The following is a 19,131-nucleotide window of genomic DNA, read 5'->3' on the forward strand; positions in this document are numbered from 1 at the left end:
ACGCATCGTGACAACGACGCAGACTGGGCCGACCCGCATCGGCGAGGCCACCATCGCCGAGTTCGCCGCCGGCCTGCGCGGCAAGGTCGTCCGGCCAGGGGACGCGGACTACGACCGCGAACGCAGCATCTGGAACGGGGCGCACGACCGCCGCCCGACGCTCATCGCACGCTGTGCGGGTGTGGCAGATGTGATCCGCACGGTCGATCTCGCGCGCAGCGAGGGGTTGCCGTTGTCGGTTCGCGGCGGTGGCCATTCGATCCCCGGGTTTTCCACCGTCGACGACGGTATCGTGCTGGACCTTTCGCTGATGAAGGGGGTCCAGGTAGACCCTGCCCGCCGCCGCGTGGCGGCACAGGCAGGGTGTACCTGGAAAGACGTGGATGCAGAGACACAGCAATTCGGGCTTGCGGTGACCGGTGGCCTGGTGTCCTCGACCGGCATCGCCGGCTTCACCACCGGCGGCGGCATCGGCTGGCTCGTGCGCAAGCACGGGCTGGCCAGCGACAACATGGTCGGCGCCGACGTCGTCACCGCTGACGGGCAGTTTATTCACGCCAGTGCCGACGAGCACCCCGATTTGTTCTGGGGACTGCGCGGCGGCGGCGGCAATTTCGGGGTGGTGACGTCCTTCGACTATCAGTTGCACGAAGTGGGGCCCATCGTCCTTTCCGGCCTGGTTTTCTACCCCGCAGAAGAGGCGGAGCAGGTGTTGCGCGGCTATCGGGCAGCCTGCGCGGCGGCCCCCGATGAGCTGACCACCCTGGTCAACCTGACCACGGCGCCGCCGGTCCCGTTCCTGCCAGAATCGGTGCACGGCAAGCCAGTCATCGCTGTGGGAGGTTGCTGGTCCGGCGATCTCGATGCCGGCGAGGCCGCCACCGCGCCCTTCCGGTCATTGGGCACGGTCATCGCCGATGTGTTCGGGGCCAACCCGTACGCGGGGTGGCAACAGGCGCTCGATCCGCTGTACCCGCGGGGCGTGCACAACTATTTCCGCTCGGCATTTCTTCGCGCCGCCGACGACGCGTCCGTGCGCGTGCTGTTGGACTCGTTTGCCGCATTTCCCAACGCCATGACGGAGATTCACCTGCACCACCTTGGCGGCGCGGTCGGCCGGGTTCCGGCCGAAGCAACGGCCTTCGCACTCCGCGACCAGGAATTCGTCATCAATGTTATTGCGCGCACGCCGACGGCGGAAGGTTTCGCGGATGTCGTCGAATGGGCCCGGGGCGTGACGTCCGCGCTCGGTCCGGATGTGGCGGCCTACGTGAATTTCACAGGTGAAGCGAATACGGCGCTCGTCCGGGCGTCGTACCCGGCGGACACATACCGGCGGCTCGTGGAACTAAAGAACGAATACGACCCCACCAATCTATTCCGGTTGAACCAGAACATCGCCCCCACGGTGTGACAGCACTGCCTGCGTGAGAAGTGGATGATCGACCGAGGATCGGGAAGCAACCTGACAGCCCGCGCCCCTAACCTGAAGTTGCGTGAGTTGAGGCAGGAAGATCCCCGGGTTTCCGGGGATCTTCCTGCCGGTCTCGTGGGAAGCAGGCAAGGAGCGAGCCACAAGGCAGCAACGGCAGGAAACTCACTCCGGTCTGGACAACGTGCGCGCCGCCCGATCGCTATGCGGGCGATGTTTGGGAGCCTCGCAAACGCTATGCGGGTTCCCGCGAATAGCTGGCCGGCTCAGTCGCCGACGGCCTCGCGGCCGCGTCGCACGATGAGCGGGTCGGCGTCGTGGACTACCGAGGTGTCTTTGCCGTCGTAGTCGAACTGGTTGAGGAAGAAGCGCATGGCGTTGATCCGCCCCCGCTTCTTGTCGTTGGACTTGATCGTGATCCACGGAGCATGGTCCGTGTCGGTGCGCAGGAACGTCTCCTGCTTGGCCGCCGTGTACTCTTCCCACCGGTCCAGAGAAGCCAGGTCCATCGGCGAGAGCTTCCAGCGCCGCACGGGATCGATCTGCCGGATCGCGAAGCGGGTGCGCTGCTCATGCCGGGTCACCGAGAACCAGAACTTGGTCAGGTGAATGCCGGAGTCCACCAGCATCCTCTCGAAGAGAGGTGCCTGAACCATAAACGTCGCGTACTCCTCTTCCGAGCAGAAGGCCATGACCCGTTCGACATTCGCCCGGTTGTACCAGGAGCGGTCAAACATCACGATCTCCCCGGCCGAGGGCAGGTGCTGGATGTAGCGCTGGAAATACCACTGGCCCTGTTCACGGTCGGAGGGTTTGGCCAGCGCCACCGCCCGGGCCGAGCGGGGATTCAAGTGCTCGGTGAAGCGCTTGATCGTTCCGCCCTTGCCGGCCGCATCCCGGCCCTCGAAGACGATCACATGCCGGTGCTCCTGGTCCTGGCCCCAGTACTGGAATTTCAGCAGCTCAACCTGCAGCCGGTATTTCTCCAGCTCGTAGTCCTCACGGGACATCCGTTCCTCGTATGGGTAGCCCTCCCGCCACGTCTCCACGGCCGAACCGCCGGGATCGATCAGTTCCGGGTCCTCGCCCTGTCCGCCGCGCACCGAGTAACCGAGCTCAACGAGATGGTCTATGGCGTGGCGCAGATTGTCCCTGACCCACGATTGGTCCCCTGGTGTCCACTGCGCGGCCTGCGACATCCGGCTCTCCTTCCGGCCTCGACCAACCGTGACGGCATTCTAACAGGGCGACCCGTCGAGCCGAAGGACACCGCCGGAACACCTTGCCTTCGGTTTCCGCAGAGAACACCGCGTGATGCCGACGACTTGTCCGCGGAGGCAACCCGCACGGCAAACGGGCACGCCGTTCCGGGCACCGTGTCCGGAAGGGATGCCAGCGAGGGCCGGCGCCTCCGGCGCCCCTGGAAGCCATGGCGAGGCAGATCGTCTGGTAGCCGCCGGGGTCGCGGTCCACGGTTCAGCGATCAGCTTCATCCCGTCAAACATCGGGTCGGCGTCAATCAAACTCGAAGAACGCCGACAGCATGTCGACCCTTTCCGAGGCTCGGGCCGTCCGACGCCGGGAATGACCGACGACGGCGACCGGCGCCCTGACTTCCGGTCAATCGCGCCCGCCCATCACCATTGATGCCCACGGCTGGGGATGCGCCAGAGCATTCCCATGGCCGATTCGGCCATGACCGTCAAGAACAAGACGCAACAACCCGATCCGCGGGCCAGGGTGCGCACAATGTACACACCCTAATTTCGCCATCCCAACTCCCCTCCACCGGACTCCCGGTGACAGTTGATGTCACTCCCGTCGCCCAAACCTTCGGAACAGAGGGTTGCCGGCCGGGGGCCTGGCTCTTGGGAAGTTCGCCAGCCGAGCTCGCGCTCAGGAATGATGAGCTCCGTCGCTACCTTAAGCTCCATGCCATCAACGTGACACAGCCTGCGAAGCCTGTAGCCGTAATTCCCTTAGAACAGCGGCCATGGCACCGCCGACATCTCACCGCTCGGAGCCGGAAACCGCCCTGTCAAGCGCAACCGGGCGCAGCGCGCGGTGAGCGATGCAATTTCTTCGGCGCTGAGCAAGTCCGCCAGGTCTCGGCCCAGCCCACCGTGCAGTCCTTCGCTGACACGATCTATGCCGTCGCGTTCCTCGGCGGTCAGAGTGTCTCCCAGCCATCCCCACAGCACCGTGCGCAGCTTGTGGTCACGGTGAAAGGTGAGCCCATGGTCCACGCCGTACCGGTGTCCGTCCGTCATGGCAAGAATGTGGTCGCCTTTGCGGTCGGCGTTGTTGACGACCAGGTCGAACACCGCCATGCGTCGGAGCGCTGGCGAGTCTTCGTGAACGAGGGTGACCATCCGTCCGTTCTCATCCCGTCCCTCGAGAACCTGTTTCCAGCCCGTCTCGGGCACGTGGTCCGTCGCGACCAGGTCCACAGCATTCTGGGCCGGGTCCTGCTCCTGCCAGAGCTGCACCATTCCTTCACCCATCGGACCATCGCGCAGCCAGGTGTGCGGCACGACGTCCCAGCCGAAGACCTGCGAGACCAGGTAGGCGGCCACCTCCCGGTAAGCCAGACTGCCATCGGGAAAATCCCACAGCGGACTTTCGCCTGCTATCGGCTTATAGACGACCACCACGTCGCCGATGCTGCCCAGAAATGTCGCGTTTGAAGCCGTCGTGATGCGGCCGGTGAGCGTCAGAGCGGCGGTCACTAGGTCCGGCGCTGGCATCAGACCTCGGGAAGGGTGCAGATGTGCCCGTCGGCGTCTATGGGGTAACCGCACAGCGGGCACGTCGGACGCCCGGCGCCCACGATCTCAAGGGTGCGCTTGGCGAATGCGCGGGCGGTCCCGACCGGCATTCGCACCAGCAGCATTTCTTCGGGCTCGTTAGCGCCGTCCTCATCGAGCGATTCGTCATCAGCATCAGCATCGACATCGGTGATGGGGTAGGCCTCTATAACGACCTGGGCCGTGGTTGGGTCCCAACCCAAGCTAATGGCGCCGGTGCGAAACCGCTCCTGAACGGCCTCGAGTTGGTCATTGTCGACAAGTTCAATGGGCGTACTCGAGGGAACGCTGAAGGGGTTGCCCTCGACGGTGATGAGCTGATCGAGAATGTCGTCGATTTTCTCCGCGAGCAGAGCCGACTGCTGCTTCTCCAAGGCGATACTCACGATCTGCGTCCCTGCGCGCACCTGCAGGTAGAACGTGCGCGCCCCCGGAAGGCCAATGGTGCCAACGACGACCCGATCAGGCCAGGAAAACTCGTGAACGCGTGTAGGCATGTCAGTATTTTAGGCACATGAGGTTCATGGCGCCTTTTGTCCCGCGCCGCCGCCCACCGGCGCATCGCCGGAGTGGATGCCGTTAGAGAGCCACGACAAATCACCCGCGTCGGTGTTTGTCGCGTAGACGCTCGGTCGACTAGCGCCGTAGCGCACGATCGACACGGAGGCGGGGCCCACGTTAATACGCTGGAACAGGTCAAGGTGCATACCGAGCGCGTCGGCGAGGATTGACTTGATGATGTCACCGTGACTCACCGCCACCCACACGGCCCCTGGCCCGTACTCGGCTTCGAAGGCTGCATCGTGGCGTCGAATCGCTGCCACCGACCGAGCCTGCATCGCGGCCATGGATTCGCCGCCGGGAAAGACGACGGCGGACGGTTGCGACTGCACGACCGGCCACAAATCCTCGGTCGCGAGATCACTGAGCCTGCGGCCCTGCCAGTGGCCGTAATCGCACTCGGTGAGATCGAGATCGACCGGCGCGTACGGCGTGCCAGCCTGGCGATCGAGGATGAGCCGGGCGGTCTGCTGACAACGCTCAAGAGGGCTCGACACCACCCCGACCACTGGCACGGCCGCGAGCCGGTCTCCGGTCAGAGCCGCCTGGTCCCGCCCGATCTGGTCCAGGCTGACGCCGACGGCCCGACCGGCCAGCAGTCCAGTGGCATTGGCTGTGGTGCGGCCGTGCCGCACGAGAATAACTGTCGCCATCCACCCACCCTAACCACCCGCTCGACGACGGTGTGAACCGTACCTGGTCGCGCGCCGAACATGCAGACGGCGATGAGGGCGAAAATAATGGCTGCGGCGGTGGGTTAAGAGGTGGGAAGACCATAGCAGCAAGGCCTACCAATTCCTACAACCCGCCCTCGAAGCCAGCCCGCCAACCGACTGGCCAGGCTCACCGGCCTCATGATCAGCTCCGGATCAAGCCATTCCTCCTGCACGTACCGTCATCCCAAGGCCGCACCGTCAGGGGGAAATGGCTGTGCCGGCTGCCGGTTCGGCTGAGGTTGGAAGAATCCGCCGTCTAACCGGGGCGGCGAAGCGGGGAGCCTTGTCCGGCGCGGGTCCTTTAAGGGCGGAAGGGCCGGCTCATCGCTGACGCATACAGAAGAGCCCCCAACCGTCCGGGGATGATCCCGGATAGTTGGGGGCTTTCGTTGGTTCCTCAGGGAAGGTGCGAGGGGAACCGGCCCACCCCCAATAAATAGTTACCTCGGGCCACTTCCTAATCGCCACGCTAGCCATGTCCGACGGCCACGGCAACTGGTAGGGCGGTCCAGTCCCGCCGCCGTGGCAACGTAATTCCAAAGTCGTCTGCACGAAATGTCCAGAGTCGTCTGCACGGCCACTACAGGTCCCTATCGGGAACCCTCAGCAGAACTCAGCAGAACATTTCAGTCGGCAGTCGGCTCCTCGTCGTTAGCGACAGCCTCGATCCAATCCACCGCCTCGTCGGAAAGCTGGGGACCGACTGCTGATTCGCCAGCCCACCACTCAGAATCGGTCGTGCCGCCCGTAACTGCCATGATGTCGGCGATTACATTCGGCGGCAGCGGTTCGCCGTTGTGCTCAATGAGCCAGTCGCGTGATTCCGCATCGACCAGAGGCCACCACTCGAAGATGTTCATCAACGCAGTATTGCACCGACGAAATCGTGCGCACACAGTCCGCAGTGGGAGTAACTCCGGCGGAGGCACCGGTCAACGAGCGCGGCCAACCCCGATAGCGACGCCCCAGGGGTCTACCGTTGGGGATCGTGCAACGGGCGGTCAGGCCGGGTTAGCTGCAGAATTCGAGGCAAGGACGTCTTTGTGGATTGCCCAACGGCCGATGGCTGCCGCTGCGCCAACAGTGGCCCATGGGATCAGCAGCCAGGGTTGCCAGCCGAAGCCCAAGACGCTTCCCAGCAGCCAGAACACGAGGGTGGGCACCGCGAAAAAGGCCCCGATGTGGATCCACTGATTCCGGACCGGTCCCAAAAGATAGGCCAACACCCAGGCCAATGGCGCCGCAACCACCAAAGAACCTCCGAAGCCATACAAAATCACCATGCCCAAAAAGCCCCACACGTGGCCGGCGTCAGCGCCGTCCCGCGCGGCGGGTACGCCATAGCCTCCCGCAACCAGGAGCAGTAGCACGCCCACCCAGAGCGAGGTGGCGATGAGCCAGCCCTTGATGAACGCGTACGCATCCAGGACCACCCTGTGTGACCGAACTGCCTGCGGCTGCGCCGCATCCCCCAATGCCATGGGCTTAGCCTACCGATGCGCAAAAGCTTCCCGCCCGTGCCGAGCGTGCGGCCGTCCGATAATGGATCCTGTTACGGCAACCCTTTTCGTGTAAGTCTTTGCCGTAGTCCCGAGGAAGTAGGGTCAAGGCTGGAGGCTAGGCTCGTCAGCCGCAGTACTACATGGAGATCTGCTGGACCGCGCTCGGTATGAACCCCAGAGTGTTGATCAATGCCAGTGTGGCTATGCCATACCCAATGGCCAGGGCAGCAAAGGCTAGCCCGCGGCCTCGTTCGCCTCTCAGTGGGATCTGATTGAGGGCAACGTGTCCTGCCCCCACTGCAAATACAGCGAGAACCGCGACGCCAAATACCCAGAATCCTGATGCAGCGATGGCGGCGAAAATGATGGCCGCAACGGCCAGTTTGTTCAGTCGAGCAGTTGACGTGCGAGCCGGCACTATAGGCGTACTCATTTCGGTTCCCCCAACCTCGTTAGTACCAGCGAGTTTAGCTGGCCCCGCCCGCAGACAGAACGGATCCGAAGCGTTCCGTTTCGGGAACCTGCTGCGGGATGGACACGTCCGGCTCTCCTTCGAGCTCGCGCAGTTCGAAGGCCGAGCACATGGGTGGCCCAGGGGAACTCACCCTAGATCCCAGTGAGGAACTGACTGCAGCCGTCGAAGTACTCCGAGACTTGCTGTCCGCCCGAAAATTGTGAGCCTCCGGGCGTAGTCGCCACTACTGGGGCAGACTCTCATGGGGCGGCTACTCCCGACCCGTCTTTACCCGTGCATGCCAGTTAGTGCAGGCCGTCATTGGATTAGGGACCTCCGATGTACGCCCCAACCGCGCACGGGGGTGTCCTCGAAGAATGTCATCAGCCGACTCCCTTGATCTGCTCTGATCACTCACATTCACCCCGGATCTCCCCGCGGTCGTCGGCGTTATGCGCACTCCTGCGGTCTCGATCCCATTACCACCTCGACAAACCGCCGCCGTCGGCGGGTAGCCTTGGTTCATGGCCTCATCCGCACCCACCCTCGCGACGCGCTGGGATCCGCTGACCCCGCGCGCCGCTGCCGAGCTGCTCGGTCTGTCATCGGCGCGCTGGTGGCTCTCCGGCGGGGTGGCACTCGACCACTGGCTCGGCACGAGCACTCGCGAGCACCACAATACCGATGTCAGCACGACGGCTGCCGACCTGCCCCGGCTGGTGCACGACATTCCGGCGCCGTTTAGCGCTTGGGTTCCGTCAGGCGACGGCGTGATCCCCTGGGCAAAGGCCGATATGGATGCCGATCTGCAGCCGGTCCGTATCCACGACGACGCGACGGGCGCATGGGTACTGCAGATCGACGTCGAGGACGGCACGGATCGCGTCTGGGTCTACCGCCGAGATCCGCGACTGCAGCTGCCGTGGGATCGTGCCGTGATCGACGTCGACGGGATCCCGACCGGGGCGCCCGAGGTGCAGCTGGTCTGGAAGGCGCTGCGTCCCCGCCCGGAGGACGACGCCGACAAGGATGCGGTGCTACCGGAGCTCTCAGACGAAGCCCGCGCCTGGTGGGAGCACGCGATTCTGACGATCCACCCGCACTCGTCGTGGTCGATCCACGTGCGTAGCCCGTTCGCTCCGGGTAAGGCCAGCTGGAACAGGACGAAACGCTAGCCTCCCGCTTGAGCCCGCCGGCGATGGGAGCCCTGACTTACCCTGCCTATGCAGTGTCGATGAGGTGGCCTAGGACCCAGCCGATTCACAAGAGCGAGTCGTGGCATCCTCCTCCCAGGTCATGCTGCCCGTGCCGTGGATAACAGCCGCCTTCATTAAAAGAACCTCACAATCTCTAGGTCGACTGGCGACGCCGGGTCGCACGGTCCCCACAGACCTCTTCAGTCGCGCCGACGCAGCATGAAGGGCCCGTCCGATCTTGAGACGACCGCAGACAGTAGCCACTACGACCTGTATTCATCCGCCGCAACCGCATCAAGCACCAGCGAGCGGAACCATCGCTGCGCCTGGGAGAGGCTGGCCTCGCGCCGCGTGTACAACTCCACCGGCGTGCTCTGCCCGGACCAGGGCAGCTCGGCGATGCGAAGGCGGGGGAACCAGCCACAGAACACCCCCGCTACATGTCGAGGCAGCAGGACGACCAGATCCGTCGCCTCGAGTACGGCGGGCACGGTGCCGTATTCCTCCATGGTCAGCACGACCTGGGACATCAGGTCGTGTTCGGTCAGCGTCTGCACGGGATACACGTGCCCGCCCCGGGCGGAGACCCGCACAAAGCGCCGCCCCGCGAACATGTCAGGCCCTGTCGCGGGCAGCGGATGCGCCCCGGACGACAGCGCCACGTATTCGACCGAACGCACGTGCGTCCGCCACAGCCGCGGCGTGGTGATCCGCGACACTGTCAGTGCCAGATCGACGGTTCCGCGGATCAGACCGCCCTCGACCTCGTCCGAATCGAGACGTTCCACCTGAAGCCGCGGATCGGCGCCGACCCGGCTGAGGGCGGTCATGATCGGCGGGAGGAAGGTCTGCTCGCCGATCGAGGTGAGTCCGAGGACGAGTTCGCCGCTGAATCCGGTCGGCTCGAACACCTCCGATCCGATGACGGTCGCGTCTATCTGTGCCAGGGCGTTGTGCAGGGGCCCAAATAGTTGCGTCGCCTTCGCGGTCGGCACCATGTCGTTCCCCTCCCGACGGAAGAGCTCGTCGCCGAACCGTTCCCTGAGCCGCTTCAGGGAGTAGCTGACCGTGGGCTGTGTTACGTGCAGCCGGCCGGCGGCGGCCGTGACGCTGCGCAGCTCGTACAGCGTGACGAATGTCCGGATCAGGTTCAGGTCGGTGAACGTCATCTCATAGATCCCATCTATGGCTCTGTCTTTGCATATCTATTGGATCACAGTGGCCCACATCCCCTAAAGTCAGTTTTAGGCAGCACCGATTCAACAACGTGCAGCTGCTCTCGCACCGCTTACACTCAGTGACAAGGACGACACGCGTGATTATCGACATCCACGGCCACTACACCACAGCTCCAGCGCAGCTCGGAGCCTGGCGTGACCTGCAGATCGCTTTTACTGAAGGACGCGCGGACGCTCCTGATCCCGAGACCCTGCGCATCAGCGATGACGACATCCGTGAGACCATCGAGGCCAACCAGCTCAAGCTCATGAACGAGCGCGGCAGCGACGTCACCGTATTCAGCCCTCGTGCCTCGTTCATGGCGCACCACATCGGAGACCTCGCCGTGAGCGAGACCTGGGCCCGGATCTGCAACGACCTGTGCGCCCGCGTCAGCGAGCTCTACCCCGAACGCTTCCTGATGGGGGCGATGCTCCCCCAGTCCCCCGGTGCGGATCCCGCGACGAGCGTTGCCGAGCTTACTCGCGCCGTCGAGGAACTCGGCGCCGTCACCGTGAACCTCAACCCCGACCCGTCCGGCGGCAACTGGACGTCCCCGCCGCTGACCGATCGCTCGTGGTACCCGATATACGAGAAACTCGTCGAGTACGAGATCCCGGCCATGGTGCACGTCAGCACGTCGTGCAACCCGGCCTTCCACACGACCGGAGCGCACTACCTCAACGCCGACACCACCGCGTTCATGCAACTGCTCCAGGGCGACCTCTTCCGCGACTTCCCCGAGCTTAAGCTGGTAATCCCCCACGGCGGCGGCGCCGTTCCCTACCACTGGGGGCGCTTCCGCGGACTCGCAATGGCGCTGGGCAAGCCTGAACTCGAGGAGCACCTGCTGGACAACGTGTTCTTCGACACCTGCGTGTACCACCAGCCGGGCATCGACCTTCTCACCAACGTCGTCCCGACCGAGAACATCCTCTTCGCGAGCGAAATGATCGGCGCCGTGCGCGACATCGACCCGCGCAGCGGACACTACTTCGACGACACCAAGCGGTACGTCGACGCCACCACGAACCTGAACGACGCGCAGCGCGCGCAGGTGTTCGAAGCCAACGCCCGCCGTGTCTACCCACGGCTTGACCGCGCCCTCACTGCGCGCGGACTCTGAAAGGACCATCCATGCGACTGAACAACCTCGGCATCGTCCGCACCAACATCGAACGGCCGGATCCCACGGACGTCGAACGGCTTTCGCAGTTCGGCGTCGCCACCATCCACGAGGCGATGGGTCGAGTCGGGCTCCTGCGTCCCTACATCAGGCCGGCCTACACCGGGGCCAAGCTCTGTGGTCCGGCAGTGACCGTGCTGCTGCAGCCCGGTGACAACTGGATGTTCCACGTCGCGGCCGAGCAGGTGCAGGAGGGCGATGTGATCGTCGCCGGCTGCACCACCGAAAGCGAGGACGGCTTCTTCGGCGAGCTGCTCGCCACCTCGCTGACCGCCCGCGGCTGCAAGGGCCTGGTGATCGACGGCGGTGTCCGCGACGTCGCCGATCTGGAGAAGATGGACTTCCCGGTGTTCTCCCGCGCTGTCAACGCCAAGGGCACGGTCAAAGCCACCCTCGGATCGGTGAACATCCCCGTAGTGGTCGCGAACGCCGTGGTGAACCCGGGCGATGTGGTCGTGGCCGACGTCGACGGCGTCGTGGTTGTCCCGCGCGAGCTGGTCGGAGCGGTGGCAGACGCCAGCCAGAAGCGCGAGGATAACGAGGAAGCCAAACGCGTAAAGTTCCGCGAGGGCGTCTTGGGCCTGGACATCTACGGCATGCGCGAGCCTCTCGCCAAGGCCGGCCTGGAATACGTGGAGAACTGATGATGACACACGGCGACACCACCGGAGATTTCGAGAAGTCGGAGGGCTGGCTCGACTGGTACGACGGGCCGAGCACCCCGACGTTCCGGCTCCCAGAGGGCTCTGTAGACGCCCACTGCCACGTGTTTGGGCCGGGCGGACAGTTCCCCTACGCACCTCAGCGCAAGTACACCCCGTGCGACGCCTCGGCGGACCAGCTGTTCGCCTTGCGAGACCATCTGGGCTTCGACCGCAACGTCATCGTGCAAGCGACATGCCACGGTTCCGACAACCGAGCCCTGGTCGACGCATTGCAGCGCAGCGCAGGTCGCGCCCGCGGCGTTGCGACCGTCCGCCGTGACGTGACCGACGAGCAACTCGCCGAGCTGCATGAGGCCGGGGTACGGGGCGTGCGGTTCAACTTCGTCAAACGCCTGGTCGACCGCGTGCCCACCGACTCGCTCGAGGAGATCGTGGCGAAGATCGCGCCACTCGGATGGCACGTTGTGATCTACTTCGAGGCCGAGGACCTGCCCGAGCTGTACGACTTCTTCTCGTCGATCCCGACCGACGTGGTCGTCGATCACATGGGACGGCCCGACGTGACCAAGGACCCGGACGGTCCCGAGTTCGAGCTGTTCCTGCGGTTCATGCGTGAGAACACCAACGTGTGGACCAAGGTCTCCTGCCCCGAGCGTCTGTCCGTCACCGGACCTCGCGCTCTCGACGGCGAGCAGCACGCCTACCGCGACGTCGTGCCGTTCGCCCGCCGCGTGGTCGAGGAGTTCCCCGACCGCGTCCTCTGGGGAACCGACTGGCCGCACCCCAACCTCAAGGACCACATGCCCGACGACGGGCTGCTGGTCGACTACATCCCACAGATCGCGACGACGCCCGAGCTCCAGCAGAAGCTGCTCGTGGACAATCCGCGCCGCCTCTACTGGCCCGAAGGAGCATGACATGGCACTCGACAAGCCGTACAAGGACGTTCCCGGCACGATCATCTTCGACGCGGAGATGGCCCGCAAGGGATACCACCTCAACCAGTTCTCGATGTCGCTGATGAAGCCCGAGAACCGCAAGCGCTACCTGGCCGACCGCGAGGCGTACCTCGATGAGTGGCCCCTTTCGCCCAAGCAGCGCCAGGCTGTGCTGGACATGGACCTCAACGCCATGATGGCCGAGGGCGGCAACATCTACTTCCTGAGCAAGATCGGCGCCACGCACGGCCTGAGCTTCCAGCAGATGGCCGGCTCCATGACTGGCATGTCCGAGGCCGCCTACCGCGACATGATGATCGGCGGCGGACGCCGCCCCGAGGGCAACCGCCTTAAGGACCTCGACGGCTGGGCCCCGCCGGCGCCGCGCGAGAAGTCCGAGACCATGCGCGAGAACGCCCCGGCGAAGTACATGTCGGCGCTGTTCACCTCGCATGTCCCGGCGATCGGTGCCGCGATGGACCTCGGCAAAACCGAGGAGCCGTACTGGAAGAAGGTGTTCTCCGGGTACGAGTGGACCCGCAGGTGGGCCAAGGAGAATACGCCCGACGTCGTCATCCTCGTCTACAACGACCACGCCACGGCCTTCGACTCGTCGATCATCCCCACCTTCGTGCTCGGCACCGGGGCAGAGTACCCGGTCGCGGACGAGGGCTACGGCCCCCGCCCTGTGCCCGACGTGAAGGGCTACCCGGAGTTCGCCGCGCACATCGCGCAGTCGGTCATCCAGGACGACTTCGACCTCACCCTCGTCAACGAGATGGTCGTGGACCACGGGCTCACCGTGCCGCTCTCGCTCGTCTTCGGCGACGTCGAGGAGTGGCCATGCAAGGTCATCCCGCTGGCCGTCAACGTGGTGCAGTATCCGGTGCCTTCCGGCCGCCGCTGCTACGAGCTCGGGCGTGCGCTCCGCCGTGCGCTCGACAAGTGGGACGGCCCGGAGCTCAACGTACAGATCTGGGGCACCGGCGGCATGAGCCACCAGCTCCAGGGTCCGCGTGCCGGCCTCATCAACGAGGAGTGGGACAACGCGTTCCTCGACCACCTCATCGCCGACCCGCTGGGCCTGACCGAGTGGGATCACATGGAGTACGTCGATGAGGCGGGCTCCGAGGGCATCGAGCTCGTCGACTGGCTGATCGCGCGCGGCGCGATGGACGACCAGTTCGGCGGCGAGGCGCCTTCTGTTGACCACCGGTTCTACCACGTGCCGGCGTCGAACACCGCCGTCGGCCACCTTGTTCTCACGAACCCGACCGACTGACCGCATCCGCAACATAGGAGCCCCCATGACTGACAAGATCCGTGTGGCCGTCGTCGGCGCCGCAGGCGCCTTCGGCATGAAACATCTCGACGGCCTGATGAACATCCCCGATGCCGAGGTGACCGTCGTCAGCGGCACGCGGCTCGAACCGACCCAGGCAGTCGCCGCGAAATACGGCGTCGCCAACGCCGTCGTCGGGCTCGACGCCGTGCTCGAGCGCGACGACGTCGATGCGGTGATCCTCGCGACGCCCACAGGTCTGCACGCCTCGCAGACGCAGGAGGTCCTCAAGGCCGGCAAGCACGTGCAGGTCGAGATCCCGCTCGCCGACTCGCTCGCCGACGCCGAGGCGACGCTCGCCGCGGCCGAAGCTTCCGACCGCGTCGCCATGGTGGGCCACACGCGGCGGTTCAACCCCTCGCACCAGCTCGTGCACAACCGGATCGCCGAGGGCTCGTTCAACGTGCAGCAGATGGACGTGCAGACGTACTTCTTCCGCCGCACCAACACGAACGCGAAGGGCGAGGCCCGGTCCTGGACCGACCACCTTCTGTGGCACCACGCTGCGCACACCGTCGACTTGTTCGCCTACCAGGCCGGCAAGATCGTGCAGGCGAACGCGATCCAGGGCCCGATCCACCCCGAACTCGGCATCGCGATGGACATGTCCATCCAGCTCAAGAGCGAGTCGGGCGCGATCTGTACGCTGTCGCTGTCGTTCAACAACAACGGGCCGTTCGGCACGTTCTTCCGCTACATCGGCGACACCGAGACCTACATCGCGCGCTACGACGAGCTCTACAACGGCCGTGAGGAGTCGATCGACGTGTCGCACGTCGCTGTCAGCATGAACGGTATCGAGCTGCAGGATCGTGAGTTCATCTCGGCAATCCGCGAGGGACGCGAGCCGAACTCGTCGCTTCGCCAGGTGATCGACTGCTACCGCGTGCTCGGCTCGCTTGAGAAGCAGCTGGCGTGAGGCTGCCCTCCACCGGGCTCGGCTGCATGTCGCTGAGCCACGCGTACGGCGTCCCCCCGTCGCGTGACGAGGGGCTGGCGATGCTGCGCGCGGCTCTTGATGAAGGCATCGGGATGCTCGACACGGCGACGCTTTACGGCGGCGGCCGCAACGAGGAACTTGTCGGTGCCGCGATCGCGGGGCGCCGTGACGAGGTGTTCCTGGCGAGCAAATGCGGGATGGCGTCCGTCGACGGCGTGAAAGTCATCGATGGACGCCCCGATACGCTGCGCGCACAGGTCGATGCTTCGCTGAGCCGGCTCGGTGTCGACTACATCGACCTGTACTACCTGCACCGGTGGGACAAGAAGGTGCCGATCGGCGACAGCGTCGGCGCGCTGGCCGAGATGGTCGCCGCGGGCAAGATCGGCGCAATCGGCCTGTCCGAGGTGTCGGTGGCGCGGCTGCGCGAGGCGCAGGCAATCGCCCCTATTGCGGCCGTGCAGAACGAGTACTCGCTGTGGAGTCGCAATGCCGAGCTTGGCATGCTCGACGCCACTCGCGAGGACGGCGTGACTCTGGTTGCGTTTTCGCCGGTCGCACGTGGCTTCCTCGCGGATGCGATCAAGGACCCGGGCGAGATGGCCCCGAACGACATCCGCCGCAGCATGCCGCGCTTCCAGCCCGAGCACTGGGGTGCGAATGCGGCACTGCTGGAATCCTGGCGGGAGCTGGCCGCGGAGGCCGGTTGCACGCCCGCACAGCTCGCACTGGCCTGGCTGCTCTCCCGCGGCGATCACGTTCTGCCGATCCCGGGAACAACGAGCATCGCGCACCTGCGTGAGAACATGGCGGCGGCCGGCATCTCTGTCGACGGCGCGCTGCTGGCGCGGGCCGGCGGGCTGATTGGCACGGCCACGATCTCTGGCGCGCGCTATGCACCGGCATCTGCCGCCGAAGTCGACGCCGAGACCTTCGAGGATGCCGCATGAAGGCGATCTCGTCGATGGCCACCCGCCACGTTCTCGCCGACCTCGCTGAAGCTGCCGCCGCGGCCGGGCTACCGCTTCTACAGATCGAATCCGTCGGCGGAGTGGACGCCGCCCGGCGGGTTGCCGGCGGCGAGCCGTTCGACCTTGTGTTCCTCGCCGTGGACGCTCTCCAACGCCTCGCTGCCGAGCGGCACGTCGATCCGGCCTCCATCACCCCGGTCGTCCTGTCGGAGGTAGCCGTAGGCGTGCCCACACGCAGCCCCGATGCAGCCAAACGTCCCGAAGGCACGGCCTTTGCTAATGCCGATGAGCTTCGCAGCGCCCTGCGCACGGCATCCCGCATCGGCTATTCCACCGGTCCGAGCGGAACCGAACTGTTGTTAATGATCGACCAATGGGGCATGACCGATGAGGTCCGCGACCGGCTGGTGCAGGCCCGTCCAGGCGTGCCCGTGGCGCGCCTGCTCGCCGAGGGCGAGGTCGATCTCGGCCTGCAGCAGCTCAGCGAGTTGGTCGGGCAGCCCGGCGTGCGCATCCTCGGCGTCCTCCCCGCCGACTGCGCGATCAGCACGGTCTTCGCGGGTGCTGTCGCGACATCCTCCAGCGACGCGGCGGGCGCGGCGGAGCTGTTGGCCTTCTTCCGCTCCGACCTCGCGGCGTCTATCAAGTCTTTGCATAGTTTTGGCGCGCCCTGAGGTCTCGCTGTGACGGATTGGCTGTCATGACCGCCCTGGAACTCCTCAGCGATAACCACGACCCCGCGTCCTCGGCCGCGAGGATGTGGTCATCTGTCCCGTCAGAACGGCAGTTCACTCTGTTTCTTGGCTGGTCGTTTGTGCCGATATCGGGTGTTCCGCGTTGTCACGCCTTCTGCTTGAAGAAGCGACCCAGAGGATTAGCGCGATGGCTGTCGCGACAGCCCCGCCGATCATGATCGCTGTCCATCCTCCGAGCTGCCAGAGAGCGGTCGCGAGCGTCGAACCGGCGGCCCCGCCGATGAAGTTGCTCACCACATACGCCGTATTGAGACGGCTGCGTGCCCCATGGTCGACGGCAAGAACACGGGCCTGAGTCAAGGTCGAGACCGCCCGCACCGCAATGTCCAAAAGGATGATCACTGCGAGCAGCACGATGATGGATGTGGCCCCGATCCAGGCGAGGAAAAAGCACACCAGGGTCAGCGCCAGAGCTGCGCTGATGGCGGGCGTGGACAAGCCTCGATCGTGCAGGCGCCCGGATCGTTGTGCCGCGACGGCGCCGGCGATTCCCGCAAGCCCGACCAGGCCGATCGTGGTGACGGAGTACGAGAACGGTGGGGATGCGAGCAGAAACGTCAACGCCGTCCAGAAGAGCGTGAGCACGCCGAAGGCAGTTCCGGCGACGAACAGTGACATGCGAACGGAGGGGTGTCGTTTGATCACGCCGAAGGTGGAGCCGAGCAGGGCGGCGTAACCCAGCTTGGCCCGTGGATCCATCGGTGGAATGGTCCGTCGCAGGAGGACCGCCAAGACAAGGGCCAGGGCGGCAGCTACGGCGTACGGCGCCCGCCACCCGAACGCTTCGGCGAGAAGGCCACTGATCGTGCGCGAAGCAAGAACTCCGATCATCAGCCCCGAGGCGACGGTTCCGATCACGTGACCGCGCTGCCCGGGCCCGGCAAGGTCACCGGCAAGAGGCGTCAGCAGGGGCCCGGACACTGTTGTGAAGCCAACCAGGACCAGTGCGAAGAGCAACACCTCAAAGGTCGGAGCTACCGCAGCGGCAGTAAGGGCGGCGGCGCAAAGGAGCATCATCAGCGGCAGGAGACGTCGACGGTCCACGACATCACCTAACGGAACGATCAGGAAGGTGCCGACGGCGTAACCGACCTGCGCGGTCGTCACCAGCAGCCCGGCGGCCCCAAGCGAGGTTCCGAACGACGACGCTATCTCCTCAAGCAGCGGCTGTGCCCAGTACAGGTTCGCCACGGCTGCTCCACCTGCGACCGCAAAGAGCAGGATCATGGCCCGGTTGATTCGTGCCGGCGCCGGTGCAGTTATTGACTCCAAGGGTTGTCCTTCTGGTCGGTGTTGGCTGGAAAGCGTCCGCCATGATTCCTGCCGGAATCGTGGACGGACTTACAGGCTGGCTTCGGCGTCCTGTTGGGACGTTGCCCGGGTACGGGCCAGGACCAGGAGCGTCAGCAAACCGAGGACTGCCATGATGATCGCGATGGTCAGCGGGCCCAGGACGCCCAGAGTCGATTCGAGCGCCGACGCGCCAAACCAGGTGCCGATTGCCGTTCCACCGTTAAACGCAGACACGGAAACTGCGGCAGCCATTGTTGGCGCACCGTGGGCAAAGAGGACGGCGAGGCCGGTTCCGACCGGTGGTATGCCCATACCGGCCATGCCCAGCAGGAACATGAGAAGACGACGAAGATCAAGGGCACTGCCCAGGTCGGCATTCCTGCACGGTCGGTGGCCAGCGGGGAAAGATAGCTGAAGGCTGTCATGTAGCCGCCGGTGGCAAGAACGGTCGCGATGACAAGAATGGCCATCCGGCCGGTCATGATCGCCCTTACTTCGGCACGCACGGATGGCACGTGGGAGCGGGTGTCTGCGGGCGTGAACCGCGCAATAACGGGAGCTGCGAGGAGAGACAGGATCGCCAGGGCCCAGAATGTCCCTCGCCAGCCAAGGAGCTGGCCGGCGAAGGATCCGAGCGGGACGCCGGCAACGGTGGCAAGGCCGACGCCACTCATCATGACACCCAGGGCACGGGAGCTGTTGGCCGGGCCGGCCGCCTGCGTGGCGACGACAGCGGCCACGGACCAGAATGACCCTGCCGCCAGGGCAGTGATGACACGCGCGAGGAGAACGATCCCGAAGTCGCTTCCCAGCGCCGCCATGACGTGTCCGGCCGCGAAGACCACCAGCGCGAAAACGAGCGTGGCGCGCCGCGGCAGGCGCAGAGTCGCCAGAGCCATGACAGGGGAACCAACGATCATTCCGACCGCGAAGGCCGTGATCAGGAGCCCGACCCGGGCAAGACCGACACCCAGATCGGCCGCGATCTCCTGGAGAAGTCCCGCGACGATGTACTCGGTAGTGATCAAGAATGTACCCAACGCAAGCAGCGGAACGACGAACGGGAGCCGTTGCCGTGTCGGCACTGCCGGAGTAGTGGATGTCGTCATACGCGCAAAGCTTCTTTCGGTGGAGTGGAGGCCGGAACCGATAGGT

At 65.1% G+C, this 19,131-nt stretch carries 18 protein-coding genes; 9 read left to right on the forward strand and 9 right to left on the reverse strand.

Annotated elements, in window-relative coordinates; translation table 11 throughout:
- The first annotated feature begins 7 nt into the window (after positions 1-7).
- Positions 8-1,414 (forward strand): FAD-binding oxidoreductase, encoded by a 1,407-nt coding sequence (locus ACVWYS_RS10405; protein WP_456506701.1) that lies wholly within the window; start codon positions 8-10, stop codon positions 1,412-1,414.
- Between the two features lie 284 nt (positions 1,415-1,698).
- Here the strand turns inward: ACVWYS_RS10405 and ppk2 are convergent, their stop codons facing one another.
- The 6 genes from ppk2 to ACVWYS_RS10435 form a co-directional block, all read right to left on the reverse strand.
- Positions 1,699-2,631, reverse strand: a complete 933-nt coding sequence (gene ppk2 / locus ACVWYS_RS10410) for a polyphosphate kinase 2 (RefSeq protein ID WP_456506702.1) — start codon at positions 2,629-2,631, stop codon at positions 1,699-1,701.
- 780 nt (positions 2,632-3,411) lie between these two features.
- Positions 3,412-4,179 (reverse strand): SCO1664 family protein, encoded by a 768-nt coding sequence (locus ACVWYS_RS10415; protein ID WP_456506703.1) that lies wholly within the window; start codon positions 4,177-4,179, stop codon positions 3,412-3,414.
- Positions 4,179-4,736: a DUF3090 domain-containing protein gene (locus ACVWYS_RS10420; RefSeq protein WP_456506704.1), complete on the reverse strand. Its 558-nt coding sequence runs from the start codon at positions 4,734-4,736 to the stop codon at positions 4,179-4,181. The genes ACVWYS_RS10415 and ACVWYS_RS10420 overlap by 1 nt, the downstream gene beginning before the upstream one ends.
- 24 nt (positions 4,737-4,760) lie before the next feature.
- Positions 4,761-5,453, reverse strand: coding sequence for an MSMEG_4193 family putative phosphomutase (locus tag ACVWYS_RS10425; RefSeq protein WP_456506705.1), 693 nt, complete (start codon positions 5,451-5,453; stop codon positions 4,761-4,763).
- 689 nt (positions 5,454-6,142) lie between these two features.
- Positions 6,143-6,376: a hypothetical protein gene (locus ACVWYS_RS10430; protein WP_456506706.1), complete on the reverse strand. Its 234-nt coding sequence runs from the start codon at positions 6,374-6,376 to the stop codon at positions 6,143-6,145.
- Between the two features lie 141 nt (positions 6,377-6,517).
- A complete protein-coding gene (locus ACVWYS_RS10435) occupies positions 6,518-6,997 on the reverse strand; it encodes a hypothetical protein (protein WP_456506707.1) in 480 nt (159 codons plus the stop codon).
- A gap of 999 nt (positions 6,998-7,996) precedes the next feature.
- Between ACVWYS_RS10435 and ACVWYS_RS10440 the strand changes: the two genes are divergently transcribed.
- The gene (locus ACVWYS_RS10440) at positions 7,997-8,647 is read left to right on the forward strand and encodes a nucleotidyltransferase domain-containing protein (RefSeq protein ID WP_456506708.1); all 651 of its coding nucleotides are present in this window, start codon (positions 7,997-7,999) and stop codon (positions 8,645-8,647) included.
- Between the two features lie 284 nt (positions 8,648-8,931).
- Here the strand turns inward: ACVWYS_RS10440 and ACVWYS_RS10445 are convergent, their stop codons facing one another.
- Positions 8,932-9,837 carry a LysR family transcriptional regulator gene (locus ACVWYS_RS10445; RefSeq protein ID WP_344367976.1) on the reverse strand — a complete coding sequence of 302 codons (906 nt, stop codon included), beginning with the start codon at positions 9,835-9,837 and terminating at the stop codon, positions 8,932-8,934.
- Between the two features lie 146 nt (positions 9,838-9,983).
- Between ACVWYS_RS10445 and ACVWYS_RS10450 the strand changes: the two genes are divergently transcribed.
- The 7 genes from ACVWYS_RS10450 to ACVWYS_RS10480 are packed head-to-tail and all read left to right on the forward strand — an operon-like array spanning position 9,984 to position 16,602.
- On the forward strand, positions 9,984-11,012 hold the full coding sequence (locus ACVWYS_RS10450; RefSeq protein WP_456506710.1) for an amidohydrolase family protein: 1,029 nt from the start codon (positions 9,984-9,986) through the stop codon (positions 11,010-11,012).
- Positions 11,013-11,023: 11 nt separating this feature from the next.
- Entirely contained in the window at positions 11,024-11,716 is a 693-nt protein-coding gene (gene ligK, locus ACVWYS_RS10455) for a 4-carboxy-4-hydroxy-2-oxoadipate aldolase/oxaloacetate decarboxylase (protein WP_456506711.1), read from the forward strand.
- Positions 11,716-12,654, forward strand: a complete 939-nt coding sequence (locus ACVWYS_RS10460; protein ID WP_456506712.1) for an amidohydrolase family protein — start codon at positions 11,716-11,718, stop codon at positions 12,652-12,654. The genes ligK and ACVWYS_RS10460 overlap by 1 nt, the downstream gene beginning before the upstream one ends.
- Position 12,655: 1 nt before the next feature.
- Positions 12,656-13,957 carry a protocatechuate 4,5-dioxygenase subunit alpha/beta gene (locus tag ACVWYS_RS10465; RefSeq protein WP_344367982.1) on the forward strand — a complete coding sequence of 434 codons (1,302 nt, stop codon included), beginning with the start codon at positions 12,656-12,658 and terminating at the stop codon, positions 13,955-13,957.
- A gap of 25 nt (positions 13,958-13,982) precedes the next feature.
- Entirely contained in the window at positions 13,983-14,936 is a 954-nt protein-coding gene (locus ACVWYS_RS10470) for a Gfo/Idh/MocA family oxidoreductase (RefSeq protein WP_456506713.1), read from the forward strand.
- Complete coding sequence (locus tag ACVWYS_RS10475) at positions 14,933-15,907, forward strand: aldo/keto reductase (RefSeq protein ID WP_344367985.1); 975 nt, start codon at positions 14,933-14,935, stop codon at positions 15,905-15,907. The genes ACVWYS_RS10470 and ACVWYS_RS10475 overlap by 4 nt, the downstream gene beginning before the upstream one ends.
- Entirely contained in the window at positions 15,904-16,602 is a 699-nt protein-coding gene (locus ACVWYS_RS10480; RefSeq protein WP_456506714.1) for a substrate-binding domain-containing protein, read from the forward strand. The genes ACVWYS_RS10475 and ACVWYS_RS10480 overlap by 4 nt, the downstream gene beginning before the upstream one ends.
- Positions 16,603-16,716: 114 nt before the next feature.
- Here ACVWYS_RS10480 and ACVWYS_RS10485 read toward each other — a convergent pair whose 3' ends face one another.
- Entirely contained in the window at positions 16,717-17,910 is a 1,194-nt protein-coding gene (locus ACVWYS_RS10485) for an MFS transporter (protein WP_456506715.1), read from the reverse strand.
- A gap of 212 nt (positions 17,911-18,122) precedes the next feature.
- Positions 18,123-19,085: an MFS transporter gene (locus ACVWYS_RS10490; protein WP_456506716.1), complete on the reverse strand. Its 963-nt coding sequence runs from the start codon at positions 19,083-19,085 to the stop codon at positions 18,123-18,125.
- Between the last annotated feature and the right edge of the window lie 46 nt (positions 19,086-19,131).

This window comes from Arthrobacter sp. TE12231, assembly GCF_054062895.1.

What these genes read in the sequence shown, in the direction of transcription:
- ppk2 (WP_456506702.1), bottom strand. Translation starts at nt 2,631, where the DNA reads ATGTCGCAGGCCGCGCAGTGGACACCAGGGGACCAATCGTGGGTCAGG.
- ACVWYS_RS10415 (WP_456506703.1), bottom strand. Translation starts at nt 4,179, where the DNA reads ATGCCAGCGCCGGACCTAGTGACCGCCGCTCTGACGCTCACCGGCCGC.
- ACVWYS_RS10420 (WP_456506704.1), bottom strand. Translation starts at nt 4,736, where the DNA reads ATGCCTACACGCGTTCACGAGTTTTCCTGGCCTGATCGGGTCGTCGTT.
- ACVWYS_RS10425 (WP_456506705.1), bottom strand. Translation starts at nt 5,453, where the DNA reads ATGGCGACAGTTATTCTCGTGCGGCACGGCCGCACCACAGCCAATGCC.
- ACVWYS_RS10430 (WP_456506706.1), bottom strand. Translation starts at nt 6,376, where the DNA reads ATGAACATCTTCGAGTGGTGGCCTCTGGTCGATGCGGAATCACGCGAC.
- ACVWYS_RS10435 (WP_456506707.1), bottom strand. Translation starts at nt 6,997, where the DNA reads ATGGCATTGGGGGATGCGGCGCAGCCGCAGGCAGTTCGGTCACACAGG.
- ACVWYS_RS10440 (WP_456506708.1), top strand. Translation starts at nt 7,997, where the DNA reads ATGGCCTCATCCGCACCCACCCTCGCGACGCGCTGGGATCCGCTGACC.
- ACVWYS_RS10445 (WP_344367976.1), bottom strand. Translation starts at nt 9,837, where the DNA reads ATGACGTTCACCGACCTGAACCTGATCCGGACATTCGTCACGCTGTAC.
- ligK (WP_456506711.1), top strand. Translation starts at nt 11,024, where the DNA reads ATGCGACTGAACAACCTCGGCATCGTCCGCACCAACATCGAACGGCCG.
- ACVWYS_RS10460 (WP_456506712.1), top strand. Translation starts at nt 11,716, where the DNA reads ATGATGACACACGGCGACACCACCGGAGATTTCGAGAAGTCGGAGGGC.
- ACVWYS_RS10465 (WP_344367982.1), top strand. Translation starts at nt 12,656, where the DNA reads ATGGCACTCGACAAGCCGTACAAGGACGTTCCCGGCACGATCATCTTC.
- ACVWYS_RS10470 (WP_456506713.1), top strand. Translation starts at nt 13,983, where the DNA reads ATGACTGACAAGATCCGTGTGGCCGTCGTCGGCGCCGCAGGCGCCTTC.
- ACVWYS_RS10480 (WP_456506714.1), top strand. Translation starts at nt 15,904, where the DNA reads ATGAAGGCGATCTCGTCGATGGCCACCCGCCACGTTCTCGCCGACCTC.
- ACVWYS_RS10485 (WP_456506715.1), bottom strand. Translation starts at nt 17,910, where the DNA reads ATGATCCTGCTCTTTGCGGTCGCAGGTGGAGCAGCCGTGGCGAACCTG.
- ACVWYS_RS10490 (WP_456506716.1), bottom strand. Translation starts at nt 19,085, where the DNA reads ATGACGACATCCACTACTCCGGCAGTGCCGACACGGCAACGGCTCCCG.